Genomic DNA, 13,145 nt, shown 5'->3' on the forward strand with positions numbered 1-13,145 from the left:
GCTCCGAAACGGTTGCGCCCCGAAACGGCGAACGCCCTTTACCGGGCCGCATCACTCCGCCTTGAACAGCAGGACAGCCCCACGTTCGGCCGGCGGAGTGGGCGACGGCGTGCCCGGAAGGACGATGTTCACCACCGTGCCTTCCCCAGGGGCGCTGCTCAACGTCAACCGCCCGCCATGGGCCTCCACAAAGCGCTTGGCGAGCGGCAGCCCCAGCCCCGTGCCCGAATGGGCCTTGGTCATGTAGCTGTTCACCTGACGGAAGGGCTCCAGCGCGATCTTGACGTCCTCCGGTGACATGCCGATGCCGGTGTCGGCGACGGCCAGCGTCACGCAGCCATCCCCGCCACGCGCCGCTTCCACACGCACGCACCCGCCCGCCGGCGTGAACTTGATGGCGTTGGACAGCAGGTTCAGGAGCGCCTGCCGCAAGCGCATGGCGTCGGCCATCACCGTCAGGCCGGGTTCGACGGGAGGGCACTCCACCCGCACCCCCTTCTGGCCGGCCAGCGCCTCCACCAACTCGACGCACTCGCCCAGCAGGACCGTGACCCGGACCGGCTCCGGATACAGCTCCAGGCGCCCCGCCTCCACCTTCGCCATGTCCAGCACATCGTTGACCAGCGACAGCAGATGCTGGCCGGAGACGTGGATGCTGGCGATGTACTCCTGGTGCTTCGGCGGGCTTGGACCGAACAGGCCGGACAGCAACGCCTCGCTGAAGCCGATGATCGCGTTCAGCGGGGTGCGCAATTCGTGGCTCATGTTGGCGAGGAAATCGGACTTCGCGAGGTTGGCGGCCTCCGCATGCTCCTTCTCCGCCTCCAACCGGCGGCGCTGCTCCGCCAGCATGGCCTCGCGGGCCTGACGGGCCTCACGCTCGGCGTGGCGGCGGCGGCGGACATGGCGCGTCACCACCAGCGACAGCACCAGCGTCGCCAGCCCGGCACCCGCGGCACCGGCCAGGATGGTGGTGCGGGTCTGGTTCAACTGGCCGCTGATCTGCTCGAACGGAACGGCCACGATGATCGACCAGCCGGTCTGTTGCGACCGGTGAACGAGAACCAGCGCCTCCTGCCCTTCCCGCGTCGTCGCCGAAAACGGTTTCGGATTCTGTTCCATCAGCCGGGGCACCATCTGTTCCCTGACCTTCTGGCCGACATGCAGGTCGGGATCGGGGGACCGCGCGGCGATGACCAAGGTGGGATCGACCACCGACACCGTCCAAGCCGGGGGAATTCCCGAGCCGCGCAACACGGCACCCAGCCCGTCCAGCCCGACCGCCAGCGACAGGACGTGCCGCACGGGCGCGTCCGGGGGGCCTTCCGGGTCGAGGATCGGCGCACGGACAATCAAGGCCGGACGCCCCGGCGGCCCCCCCGGAGGCAGAACACCGCCGACCACCGTCCGCCGCGCGGCGACCACCTGCCGGGTCACCTCGTCCAGGCGCGGCGGCGGCAGCGGAGCGTCCAGCGGGTACTGGGTATGGAATTGGAGGGACATATCCTCCACCCTCACCATTCCGATCGCGAGCCAACCCGGTTGGCTGCGCACGGCCTCCGCGGCCTCCGACTTCAGCAAGGTGAGATCGTCCACCGTGTCGCGGCTCAACGCGGCCAGAAGTTCGAGAGGGCGGGCCTTGCTTTCCAATTCCCGGTCGATGGCGACCATCACGGAACGGGCCTGCGCCGCCAATTCCGCCGCCAGCACGTCCTGCTGCCGGAGATCCAGAATCCAGACCACCACCGCCAGGAACAGCAGCAGCGGGGCGATGGCGGCTAGCCCCAGACCAAGCGTCGATGAGGGCAGGCGCAAGGCACTCTCCGACCTTTGACGGAAACGGAATGGCGTACGGACTGGAAAGGGGAAGGCGGCGTGCACGTCCCGTCCCAATGGGTCGCCCGCATCCGCCCGCCTGTCAAGTCCGTCGGTTGCTCTCGCGCCTCCTTACCCCACCGACGCGAGTATGCGGGCAAGCTCCACGGCCGTCTTGACGCCCATTTTCTCGAAGACGTGGGCGCGGTGCACCTCGACGGTCCGCATGCTGATTCCCAGCTCGTCGGCGATGACCTTGTTCAGCTTGCCGGCCACCACCAGCCCCATCACCTGCCGTTCGCGCTGGGTCAGGGTCGCCAGCCGGGCCGCAACGCCGGCCTGCCCGGCCTGCCGCGCCCGCTCCCCGGCGTCGAAGGTCAGCGCCTCGATCACCCGGTCGACGAGATCGTTGTCGTTGAAGGGCTTCTCCACGAAGTCGCGGGCGCCCTTCTTCAAGGCCGACACCGCGATCGGCACGTCGCCATGGCCGGTCAGGAACAGCACGGGCATCCGGCAGCCCATGGCGGACAGCCGGTCGAACAGCTCCAGCCCGCTCATCCCCTCCATGCGGATGTCGAGCAGAAGGCAACCGGCCATGGCAGGGTCGTAGTCGGCAAGGAAGGCCTCCGCCGACGGCCAGGAGGCCACCGGGACGTTGCGCGATTGGAACAGCCAGCCAAGGGCGTCGCGGATCGCCTCGTCGTCATCGACGATGTGCAGCTTCGGCTCACACATCCTGCGGTCTCTCGTCCTGGGACTCCGTCGCGTCCGTCAAAGACGGGGCGGACAGGACCGGCAGGGAGAAGAGGAACACGGTGCCGCCGTCCGCCGCGGGCTCGAACCACAGGCGCCCCTGATGATGTTCGATGATGGACCGGCAGATGTTCAGGCCCATGCCCATGCCCTCGGTCTTGGTGGTGAAGAAGGGAGAAAACAGTTTTTCCGCATTTTCGGGCGAAATGCCACAACCGCGGTCCTGGATGCGCGTCAGGACCGACCCGTCGACCTCCTGCACCGTCACGCTCAGCCGGCGGCGGTCGCGACGGGTCGCCGCCATCGCTTCGATTCCGTTGCGCATCAGGTTCACCGCCACCTGCTGGAGCAGGATGCGGTCGGCCATCACCGCCGGCAGGCCGCGCCCCATCTCCAGCACCAGCTTCACACCCTGCTGGCGGGCGTCGGCCTCCATCAGCGCCACGCAATCCTCCAGCACCTGCGACAGGCAGCAGGGAGCGACGTTCGGTTCGCTCTTGCGCACGAAGTCGTGAATCCGGCGGATGATCTGGCCGGCGCGCTTGGCCTGCCCGGACAGCTTTTCGAGCGCCGTCGCCAACTCGTCCGGCCGGATGCTGCCGGCCTGAAGGCGGTTGAGACAGCCGGTGCAATAGCTGGCGATGGCCGACAGCGGCTGGTTCAGCTCGTGCGCCAGGGTGGAGGCCATCTCGCCCATGGTGATGAGCCGCGCCGTCTGCTGGAGCCGTTCCTGCTGCTGGCGGGCCAGTTCCTCCGCCCGCTTGCGCTCGGTGATGTCGAGGACGGAGCCCATCCAGCCGGTGTGCCGCCCCTTCGCGTCGATCAGAGGGGCCTCGTAGATCAGCGCGTCGAACCGCTCGCCGTTGGCCCGGCGGAAGCGCAGTTCGAAGCCGTTGGCCGGCGCGTTGCCGGCCAGGACGGCGCGGAAAACCTCCTCGGTGTGGACAAGATCCTCGGGCAGCCAGTAGGGCATGATCGGCCCCGCCCCTACCAGTTCCTCCGCCGACCATCCGACCATGCGGCAGAAGGCCGGATTCACGTAGATGATGCGGCCGTCCAGATCGCGGGCGCGCATGCCCACCGTCAGGCTGTCCTCCATCGCCTTGCGGAAGGCGTGCTCGGCGCGCAGCGCCTCCTCCGCCCGGATTCGCCGGGCGATGTGGCGGCGCACCGCCCACAGGCTCCACAGGGCCGAAACGGTCAGCGCGAAGATGGCGGCGATCAGGATGTTGCGGCCAAGGTTGCCGGACAGCTGATGCAGCGTGGCGACCAGGGTCAGGCCGTGCCCCGGCGGATCGAAGGGCACGACGTGGCTGCGCCGCGGCTCCGGCATCGCGATGCGCGATTTCGTCCCCAGCACCGCCCCGTAGGGGTCGATGACCTCCAGCTGGTAGCGCTGGGCGAACCACCAGGGCACGTGATGGGTCAGCAGGGCGTCGATCGACAGCACACCGGCGAGCGCGCCGGCGAATTCCTGCCCGCGGAAGATGGGGATGACGACCTCGAAGGCGGTGTCCGCGGCCCCCAGCCGGTAGGGCGCCGAATAGGCCCGCCGGCCCGAGGAGCGGGCGATCAGGAAGGCGTCGGCGCGCGGGCTGGGGCCGAAGGCGTCGTCCAGGGCCGGGCCGTCGTCCACCGGCGGTTCCGACCGCACCGGTCGGCCCTGCGGGTCCAGCCGCACCACGCGCTGGATCGCCGGGTTCACCGTCACGATGTGGCGCGCCATCACCGAGTAGTTCACCGGCGCGGTGTCCTCGCGCCCCAGCGATTCGGCGAGATACTGCAGCTTCTCCTCATCGGAGGTGAGCTGGAAATGCAGGTTCTGCTCCACCCACAGCACGTCCTTGATGAGGGTGAGAGTCTCCTCCTCCCGCTCGCTGCGGTGGAGCACCCACAGGAAGACGCCGAACAGAAGGACAACCAGCGCCATCGCGACGATCGGCATGGCCTGAACCGGGCCGCGCTGGCCGAGGCCGTAGGCGGCGCTGGCCGCACCGTTCGTCAGAGGGGGGAGAGGTGTTGGCACGGCAACCAATATGTCACGTTCACAGCTACGGATTTCCACAATAGCGTCGGGGGAGAAATTATCGAACAATGAAAGAATATCAAAGGCCGGACCATCAGTCTGACCAACAACAAACGGAGGATGACCCCTATGAAGTTCGTTTCGCTGCTGTGCGCCACCGTCGCCGCCGGCTGCCTGATGGCCGCCACCGCCGCCACCGCGCAGGAGCCGATCGTCATCAAGTTCAGCCACGTCGTCGCTCCCGAGACTCCGAAGGGCAAGGGCGCCGAGAAGTTCAAGCAACTGGCCGAACAGCGCACCGGCGGCAAGGTGAAGGTCGAGGTCTACCCCAACAGCCAGCTCTACAAGGACAAGGAAGAGCTGGAGGCCCTGCAGCTCGGCGCCGTGCAGATGCTGGCCCCGTCGCTGGCCAAGTTCGGTCCGCTGGGCGCCAAGGAATTCGAGATCTTCGACCTGCCCTACATCTTCCCCTGCAAGGCCGCCCTGGTGAAGGTCACCACCGGCACGATCGGCAAGCAGCTCTTCCAGAAGCTGGAGAACAAGGGCATCACCGGTCTGGCCTATTGGGACAACGGCTTCAAGATCATGAGCGCCAACAAGCCGCTGCACGCCACGGCGGACTTCAAGGGCCTGAAGATGCGCATCCAGTCGTCGAAGGTGCTCGACGCGCAGATGCGCGCGCTCGGCGCCCTGCCGCAGGTGATGGCCTTCTCCGAGGTCTATCAGGCGCTGCAGACCGGCGTCGTCGACGGCACCGAGAACCCGCCGTCCAACATGTACACCCAGAAGATGCACGAGGTGCAGAGCCACGCCACGCTGTCCGACCACGGCTATCTGGGCTACGCGGTCATCGTGAACAAGAAGTTCTGGGACGGCATGCCGGCCGACGTCCGCACCCAGCTCGACGGCGCGATGAAGGAGGCGACCGAATACGCCAACAACATCGCCCAGGAAGAGAACGACAAGGCGCTGGAGGCGATGAAGGCCGCCGGCAAGACCAAGTTCTACGAGCTGACCAAGGACGAGCGCGCGTCGTGGCGCCAGGCGATGCTGCCGGTCCATGAGGACATGGCGTCGCGCGTCGGCAAGGAGCTGCTGGCGAGCATCAAGACCGAGACCGACACCGCCAAGTGCGAATAACACGGTTCGGATAGCCGGGCGGCATCCCCGCCCGGTCTTTCAAGAAAACAAGACAAAAGCACGGCCTTCGGCAAGCGCCCGCACATTCGACGCGGGCGCTTCCTCCTGCGCGCGGAGCCACCATGCCCATGAAAATCCTAGACCATCTGGAGGAGATTCTTATCGCCTTCCTGATGGCCGCGGCGACGACGATCATCTTCGTCGCTGTCGTCCACCGTTACGCCTCCGGCATCCCCGTCATCCAGGACTACATCCTGCATTGGAATCTGGCCTGGGCGCAGGAACTCTGCATCTACATGTTCGTCTGGATGGCGAAATTCGGCGCCGCCTATGGCGTCCGCACCGGCATCCATGTGGGTGTGGACGTGCTCATCAACAAGCTGTCGGTCCCGCTGCGGTCGAAGTTCATCGTGTTCGGTCTGCTGGCCGGCGCGACGTTCACCGGCGTCGTCGGCACGATGGGTTCCACCTTCGTCTGGCACATGTCGAACACCGAGCAGGTCTCGGCGGACCTCGAATGGCCGATGTGGATCATCTACCTGGCGATCCCGGTCGGCTCCTACCTGATGTGCTTCCGCTTCCTTCAGGTGATGGTCAACTTCCTGCGCACCGGCGAACTGCCGCACCACGACCACGGCCATGTCGAGGGTCTGGAGGAGGACATCACCGACCCGCAGCGCGCCGCGCAGGACGTCAACTGGTACGAGATGGACGACAACCTGCACCCGCACGACATCGCCCATCACGAGGGCCGCAAGCCCGGAAACGGCCCGGCCGCCGGCCCGACCGCCGGTAAGGGACCGAAGGAGAACGACCGATGAACGCCGCCATCATCTTCGGCCTTCTGCTGGTTCTGATGCTGACCGGCATGCCGATCTCGATCTCGCTCGGCCTGACGGTTCTGACCTTCCTCTTCACCATGACCAATGTGCCGATCGAGGCCGTGGCGCTGAAGCTGTTCACCGGCATCGAGAAGTTCGAGATCATGGCGATCCCGTTCTTCATCCTGGCCGGCAACTTCCTGACGCACGGCGGCGTGGCACGGCGCATGATCAACTTCGCCACGGCGATGGTCGGCCATTGGCACGGCGGCCTCGGCCTCGCCGGCGTGATGGGCTGCGCCCTGTTCGCGGCGGTGTCCGGTTCCAGCCCGGCGACGGTGGTGGCCATCGGCTCCATCGTGCTTCCGGCGATGGTCGCCCAGGGCTTCCCGAAGCAGTTCGGCGCCGGCGTCATCACCACCTCGGGCGCGCTGGGCATCCTGATCCCGCCGTCCATCGTGATGGTGATGTACTCGGTCGCCACCAGCGGCAGCCCGCACGCCGCCTCGGTCGGCCAGCTCTTCATGGCGGGCGTCATCCCCGGCCTGATGCTGGCCTTCGTGCTGGGCGGAGTCACCTGGTACCGCGCGCGCAAGTTCGGCTATCCGCGCCTGCCCAAGGCCAGCCTTGCTCAGCGGCTGAAGGCGCTCCGCGAGGCGATCTGGGGCCTCCTGCTGATCGTCATCGTCATCGGCGGCATCTATTCCGGCATCTTCACGCCGACCGAGGCCGCGGCGATGAGCGCCGTCTACGCCTTCATCATCGCGGTCTTCGTCTACAAGGACATGCCGCTGCGCGGCGTGCCGAAGGTGCTGCTATCCTCGGCCAGCATGTCGGCGATGCTGCTCTACATCATCACGAACGCCGTGCTGTTCTCGTTCGTGCTGACGTCGGAGAACATCCCGCAGGGCATTGCCGATTGGATCGTCGCCCAGGGGCTGGGCGTGATCGCCTTCCTGCTGGTGACGAACATCCTGCTGCTGATGGCCGGCAACTTCATGGAGCCGTCGTCGATCGTGCTGATCATGGCGCCGATCCTGTTCCCGGTCGCCATCAAGCTGGGCATCGACCCGGTCCATTTCGGCATTATGATGGTCGTGAACATGGAGGTCGGCATGTGCCACCCCCCGGTGGGCCTGAACCTCTACGTCGCGTCAGGCATCACGAAGATGGGCATCACCGAGCTTACCGTGGCCGTCTGGCCGTGGCTGCTGGCGATGCTGGGCTTCCTGGTGCTGATCACCTACGTGCCGATCATCTCCACTTGGCTGCCGCGCGCGCTGGGAATGATGTAGTCCCCGTCCCCGGGCGAAGGCCCCTAAGAGAAAACCCCTCGCCGGAGCGCTCCGGCGAGGGGTTTTCTCTTTTCGGGGACGCCGGGGCGCCGTCACGCCTTCTTGACGAATTCCGACTTCAGGTTCATCGCGCCGATGCCGTCGATCTTGCAGGCGATGTTGTGGCCGTCGGCTCCGTCGACCAGACGGATGTTCTTCACCTTGGTGCCGCCCTTGACGACCAGGGACGAGCCCTTGACCTTCAGATCCTTGATGACCGTGACCGCGTCGCCGTCGCTCAGGACATTCCCGTTGGCGTCCCGCACCCCCTGATCCGCCGCGGCATCCGCGCCCACGCCGCCTTCGGCCTGCGGGTTCCATTCATGCGCGCATTCGGGGCAGATCCACAGCATGCCATCCTGATAGACATGCTCGGAGTTGCATTTCGGGCACTTCAAACCGTCGTCCATATCATCCTCGCCGTTCGGGAGCGGCATCCTAGTGCGGCGAAGCGAAATCCGGAAACGCAACATGCCCGCGGCGGGCATTTCCACCCATCGCAGGCAACTTGCGTGTCATCGCGCCCCCTTACGCCGCCTTGATCGAGGCCAGGAACCTCTGCACCTCGTCGCGCAGGTCGACGAAGCGCGCCTGAAGGGTCTGGGCGACCTCCACCGACTCGCGGGCCGCCGCCGCCACCTCCGACGAGGCGCCGGAGGCGACCGCGATGCTGCGGGTCACGGTGTCGGCCTCGCCGGCCACGGTGCGGACCTTCTCGGCGATCTCGCCGGTCGCGGTCAACTGCTCCTGGACCGCGGCGGCGATCTCCGTCGAGCGCTGGCTGAGCTGACCGATGGTTTCGGTGATGGCACCGATGGCCGAGACGGTGTCCTGGGTGACCGACTGGATGGCGCCGATCTGGGTGGCGATTTCCTCGGTCGCCTTGGCGGTCTGGCTGGCCAGATTCTTCACCTCGCTCGCCACCACGGCAAAGCCCTTTCCGGCCTCCCCGGCGCGGGCGGCCTCGATGGTTGCGTTCAAGGCCAACAGGTTGGTCTGCCCGGCGATGGAGGTGATGAGGCTGGTGATCTCGCCGATCTTGGCGGCGCCGGCGGCCAGCGCCTCCACCGTCTTGCGGCTGGCGTCGGCGCGGTCGATGGCCTGGGCGGACATGGCGACCGACTGCTTCACGCTCTCGGCGATGCTGCGGATCGACTGGGTGAGCTGCTCGGCCGCCGCGCTGGCGGTCTGGACGGTGCGGCTGGTCTCGTCGGCGGCGCCGGCCACCGAGGCGTTGCACTGGTCGGCGCGCAACGCGCTGTCCAGCATGCTGCCGGCGCTTCCCTTCATCTGCGAGGCGGCGGTGGAGGCCTCGCCGACGGTCGCCTGAACCGAGCGGTCGAAAGCGGCGGCAAGGTGGGTCAGCCGCTCGCCCCGCTGCGCCTCCTCCGCCTGCCGGGCCAGCTTCTCGGCTTCGAGCTGCCGGCGGTGTTGGGCGTTCTGGCGGAGCATGTCGATGGTGCGGGCCATCGCCCCCATCTCGTCGCGGCGGTCCAGGGCCGGCACGGCGACCGCGTAGTCGCCCTGGGCCAGACGGCCGACCATCGCGGTGATCTGCATCAACGGGCGCGTGATGGCCGAGACGACGAGGTAGAGCGCCGCCATGATGGCGAGGAAGGCGACCGCCCCGACGGCGATCTGGGTCACCGCGTCGGCGGTCACCCGCGCCTCCACCCGGTCCGTGCGCAGGCGCAGGACGAATTCGCCGATGGCCTTGCGCTGCCCGGCCTGCCCGCCGACAATGGGCTTGACCACCTCGATGAAGCCCTTCGTGGCCTTGGTGTCACCGATCTCGGCCACCACCTTGGCCTTGTCGTCGCGCACCTGGGCGCCGAGGAAATCGGGATCGGAGGACGGCGCCTTGGCGACCTCGCGTACCTGTTCGGTGTCGAAGTCGTAGAGCGGGATCGCCGCCGCGCGGGCCTGCAGCGACGCCACCATGTCGGCGCGCGCCGCCAGCGTCTCCTTGGCCTGGTTGGCCGAGCCGTGCACGCCCCAAGCGATGGCCAGCACCTGATAGACGAGCAGCACGCCGCCGATCAGCAGCATCGCCCGCAGGCGCAGCCCCAAACCACCGCCTTGATTCCCGCTGTCCGGCATCGCGTCTGCCGCCCCGCTGACCGTCATGATCCGCCCTTTTTCCTTGCTGAACAACCGGTTGCCGAGGTCGGCGCCCGACGACGCCCGCCGTGGCGTCACTGGGTCGCCTTGAACCCGGCTTCGAGCTTCGCCAGAACCGCCGCGGCGTCCGGGGTCTTCTTCGAAACGACGATGTAGACGTCCAGACTCTGGACCGGCGTCGCCTTCAGGTCGGGAAGCGTCTTACCTCCCAGCGCCTGCTGCATCGGCAGCGAGTATTGCAGCAGCGTCGGCGCCCGCCCGGCCTGGAGAAGCTGGAGCGCCTGATCGGCGGTGCGCGCATCGACCATCTGCACCTTGTTGGCCGGGTCCTCCATCCAGGCGCGCCAGCCGCCGTAGGAATAGCCGTTCAGCGCGATGACCGCCTTGCCCGACAGATCCTCCTTCGCCTTCACCGCCGGGGCTTCGCCGAGGCCATAGGCGTTCAGTTCGATCCGGGCGATGGGTGCGGCGCTGATCAGAGTGGTGCCGTCGAACTCCTTGACCGTGCGGATGCCCAGGAAAATATTGAATTCGCCCTCCGCGATGCCGGAGAAGAGGCGGCGGGCCGGGGCCGATTCGGCGGTGTAGGCGATGCCGGCGGCCTTGGCGGCCTTGTCGAACGATTCGATCAGGCTGCCCTTCGCGGCCCCGCCGTCGGTCTGGGTGTAGGGCGGGAACTCCACATAGCCGAGCTTGACGCCGTCCGCCCGCGCCGCGGCGATCCCCGGAACGGTCATTCCGGCGACGGCGCCGACCATGGCACCGATCAGGCTGGCGAACACCCAGGCCCGCAGCGTCCACCGGGCGCCTGCGGCAACATTCGCGATCATACGGCTTCCCCTTGCTGTGTCGTTCCGTGCCAACGGCGGCCCGAATGCCGACTTATGCGAGCATTTTTTTGAAAACATACATCTTTCCGAGACGCGCCACCACTAGGATAGGGCTGCAATATTGAAATCTGATGGCAGTCCTTAAACAATCCCGACCGGTTGCGGAAAGCCGGATGCCGGACATAAGCTGACCGTCGTTTCTTCCCCGCCGAGGCGTCCTTCCGTGAACTCCGTCTTCCTGCCGACCGCCTGCCCGCACGATTGCCCCAGCACCTGTGCCCTCGAAGTGGAACGGGTGGCGCCGGACCGCATCGGCAAGGTCCGCGGGGCCGCCGCCAACAGCTACACGGCGGGCGTCATCTGCGCGAAGGTCAGCCGCTACGCGGAGCGCGTCCACTCCCCCGACCGGCTGAGGACTCCCCTGCGGCGCACCGGCCCCAAGGGGTCCGGCCAGTGGGCCGAAATCGGCTGGGACGAGGCGCTGGACCGCATCGCCGACGCCTTCCTGGACGCCGAGCGGCGCCTGGGCGCGGAAGCGGTCTGGCCCCACTTCTACGCCGGCACCATGGGGCTGGTGCAGCGCGGCGCCATCCAGCGGCTGCGCCACGCGAAGGGCTATTCCCGGCAGATCAGCACGGTCTGCGACACCCCGGCCAACATGGGCTGGCTGGCTGGACACGGCGACATCCGCGGCGCCGACCCGCGCGAGATGGCCGACAGCGACCTGATCGTGAACTGGGGCGGCAACCCGGTGGCGACCCAGGTCAACGTGATGACCCACGTCAGCCGCGCCCGCAAGGGCCGCGGGGCGACGCTGGTCACCATCGACCCCTACCGCACCGGCACGGCGGAGGTGTCGGACCGGCACCTGATGCTGCGCCCCGGCACCGACGGCGCGCTGGCCTGCGCGGTGATGCACGTGCTGTTCCGCGACGGTCTGGCCGACCGCGCCTATCTCGACCGCTACGCCGCCGGGGCGGACCGGCTCGAAGCGCATCTCGCCACCCGCACCCCCGAATGGGCGGCGGCGATCACCGGCCTGACGGTGGAGGAGATCGTCGACTTCGCCCGCCTCTACGGCACCACCAAGCGCAGCTATCTGCGGCTGGGCTACGGGCTGACGCGCGGCCACAACGGAGCGGCGCAGATGCACGCGGTGTCCTGCCTGCCGGTGGTCACCGGTGCCTGGGCGCACAAGGGCGGCGGGGCGCTCTACTGCTCGTCGGGCATCTACAGCATCGACCGCACCCTGTCGGAGGGGCTGGACCGGCTGGACACGTCGGTGCGCGGCTTCGACCAGTCGCGCATCGGCGCGGTGCTGACCGGGGAGGACATCAAGAGCGGCCCGCCGGTCACCGCCATGCTGATCCAGAACACCAACCCGGCGGCGATCTGCCCGGACAGCGCCCGCGTGCGCCGCGGCTTCCTGCGCGACGACCTGTTCGTGGCGGTGCACGAGCAGTTCATGACCGACACCGCGCAACTCGCCGACATCGTCATCCCCGCCACCACCTTCCTGGAGCATGACGACCTCTACCGCGGCGGCGGGCAGATGCACATCCTGATCGGCCGCAAGGTGATCGAGCCGCAGTTCGAGGCGCGCGAGAACCATTGGGTGATCTCCGAGCTGGCCCGCCGCGTTGGCGCCGAGCATCCGGGCTTCGCCATGAGCGCGCTGGAGATCATCGACTCGATGCTGAAGACCTCCGGCCTGACCGACGCCGCCACCCTGACGGAGCAGCGCTGGATCGACGCCCAGCCGGATTTCGAGACCTCGCACTTCCTGAACGGCTTCGCCTTCCCGGACGGGCGCTTCCGCTTCGCGCCGGACTGGGCGGCGCTCGGCCCCTACGGCGCCGGCCAGTTGCCGGAGTTGCCGGACCACATGACGCCGGGCCGCCCTGCCGATGCCGAGCATCCCTTCCGCCTGGTCACCGCGCCGGCGCGGCAGTTCCTCAACTCCAGCTTCACCGAGACGGTGACCGCCCAGCGCCGCGAAGGCCGTCCCACCGTGCTGATCCATCCGGAGGACGCGGCGGCGCTCGCCCTGGCCGACGGTGACGCCGTGCGCCTCGGCAACGGGCTGGGCAGCGTCGTCGTCCACGCCAAGCCCTTCGCCGGGGTGCCGCGCGGGGTGGTGATCGTGGAAGGCATCTGGCCGAACAGCGCCTTCCTGGAGGGGATCGGGATCAACACCCTGACCTCGCCCGAGCCGATCCCGCCGGCGGGCGGTGCGGCCTTCCACGACACGGCGGTGTGGCTTCGCGCCGCGTGAACCGACCCCGGCACCCATCACCGGACATGA

General features: G+C 67.9%; 10 protein-coding genes. 4 read left to right on the top strand and 6 right to left on the bottom strand.

Translation table 11 applies throughout. From position 1 onward, the window contains the following. Positions 1 to 51 precede the first annotated feature (51 nt). The 3 genes from JJL56_RS12950 to JJL56_RS12960 form a co-directional block, all read right to left on the bottom strand. Positions 52 to 1,815 carry a sensor histidine kinase gene (locus JJL56_RS12950; RefSeq protein ID WP_145626008.1) on the bottom strand — a complete coding sequence of 588 codons (1,764 nt, stop codon included), beginning with the start codon at positions 1,813 to 1,815 and terminating at the stop codon, positions 52 to 54. Between the two features lie 132 nt (positions 1,816 to 1,947). After that, positions 1,948 to 2,550 (bottom strand): response regulator transcription factor, encoded by a 603-nt coding sequence (locus tag JJL56_RS12955; protein ID WP_200485336.1) that lies wholly within the window; start codon positions 2,548 to 2,550, stop codon positions 1,948 to 1,950. Continuing rightward, the gene (locus JJL56_RS12960) at positions 2,543 to 4,594 is read right to left on the bottom strand and encodes a sensor histidine kinase (RefSeq protein WP_345772572.1); all 2,052 of its coding nucleotides are present in this window, start codon (positions 4,592 to 4,594) and stop codon (positions 2,543 to 2,545) included. Before JJL56_RS12960 ends, JJL56_RS12955 begins: the two co-directional genes overlap by 8 nt. A gap of 129 nt (positions 4,595 to 4,723) precedes the next feature. On the opposite strand from JJL56_RS12960, the gene JJL56_RS12965 reads away from it, so the two are divergent. From JJL56_RS12965 to JJL56_RS12975, 3 genes are all read left to right on the top strand, one after another. Continuing rightward, positions 4,724 to 5,734, top strand: a complete 1,011-nt coding sequence (locus JJL56_RS12965; RefSeq protein ID WP_145626010.1) for a TRAP transporter substrate-binding protein — start codon at positions 4,724 to 4,726, stop codon at positions 5,732 to 5,734. A gap of 122 nt (positions 5,735 to 5,856) precedes the next feature. Further along, positions 5,857 to 6,555 carry a TRAP transporter small permease gene (locus tag JJL56_RS12970; protein WP_200485337.1) on the top strand — a complete coding sequence of 233 codons (699 nt, stop codon included), beginning with the start codon at positions 5,857 to 5,859 and terminating at the stop codon, positions 6,553 to 6,555. Next, the gene (locus JJL56_RS12975; protein ID WP_145626011.1) at positions 6,552 to 7,850 is read left to right on the top strand and encodes a TRAP transporter large permease; all 1,299 of its coding nucleotides are present in this window, start codon (positions 6,552 to 6,554) and stop codon (positions 7,848 to 7,850) included. The genes JJL56_RS12970 and JJL56_RS12975 overlap by 4 nt, the downstream gene beginning before the upstream one ends. A gap of 92 nt (positions 7,851 to 7,942) precedes the next feature. Here the strand turns inward: JJL56_RS12975 and JJL56_RS12980 are convergent, their stop codons facing one another. The 3 genes from JJL56_RS12980 to JJL56_RS12990 form a co-directional block, all read right to left on the bottom strand. Beyond that, a complete protein-coding gene (locus JJL56_RS12980; protein WP_145626012.1) occupies positions 7,943 to 8,299 on the bottom strand; it encodes a zinc ribbon domain-containing protein YjdM in 357 nt (118 codons plus the stop codon). 118 nt (positions 8,300 to 8,417) lie between these two features. Next, positions 8,418 to 10,016, bottom strand: a complete 1,599-nt coding sequence (locus JJL56_RS12985; protein WP_200485338.1) for a methyl-accepting chemotaxis protein — start codon at positions 10,014 to 10,016, stop codon at positions 8,418 to 8,420. Between the two features lie 68 nt (positions 10,017 to 10,084). Continuing rightward, positions 10,085 to 10,840 carry a type 2 periplasmic-binding domain-containing protein gene (locus JJL56_RS12990; protein ID WP_200485339.1) on the bottom strand — a complete coding sequence of 252 codons (756 nt, stop codon included), beginning with the start codon at positions 10,838 to 10,840 and terminating at the stop codon, positions 10,085 to 10,087. Between the two features lie 223 nt (positions 10,841 to 11,063). On the opposite strand from JJL56_RS12990, the gene JJL56_RS12995 reads away from it, so the two are divergent. After that, a complete protein-coding gene (locus JJL56_RS12995; RefSeq protein WP_200485340.1) occupies positions 11,064 to 13,115 on the top strand; it encodes a molybdopterin-dependent oxidoreductase in 2,052 nt (683 codons plus the stop codon). Positions 13,116 to 13,145: the final 30 nt, after the last annotated feature.

The sequence above is a fragment of the Azospirillum aestuarii genome (genome assembly GCF_016632405.1).
Taxonomy (GTDB): domain Bacteria; phylum Pseudomonadota; class Alphaproteobacteria; order Azospirillales; family Azospirillaceae; genus Azospirillum; species Azospirillum aestuarii.

What these genes read in the sequence shown, in the direction of transcription:
- JJL56_RS12985 (WP_200485338.1), bottom strand. Translation starts at nt 10,016, where the DNA reads ATGACGGTCAGCGGGGCGGCAGACGCGATGCCGGACAGCGGGAATCAA.
- JJL56_RS12970 (WP_200485337.1), top strand. Translation starts at nt 5,857, where the DNA reads ATGCCCATGAAAATCCTAGACCATCTGGAGGAGATTCTTATCGCCTTC.
- JJL56_RS12955 (WP_200485336.1), bottom strand. Translation starts at nt 2,550, where the DNA reads ATGTGTGAGCCGAAGCTGCACATCGTCGATGACGACGAGGCGATCCGC.
- JJL56_RS12965 (WP_145626010.1), top strand. Translation starts at nt 4,724, where the DNA reads ATGAAGTTCGTTTCGCTGCTGTGCGCCACCGTCGCCGCCGGCTGCCTG.
- JJL56_RS12975 (WP_145626011.1), top strand. Translation starts at nt 6,552, where the DNA reads ATGAACGCCGCCATCATCTTCGGCCTTCTGCTGGTTCTGATGCTGACC.
- JJL56_RS12990 (WP_200485339.1), bottom strand. Translation starts at nt 10,840, where the DNA reads ATGATCGCGAATGTTGCCGCAGGCGCCCGGTGGACGCTGCGGGCCTGG.
- JJL56_RS12980 (WP_145626012.1), bottom strand. Translation starts at nt 8,299, where the DNA reads ATGGACGACGGTTTGAAGTGCCCGAAATGCAACTCCGAGCATGTCTAT.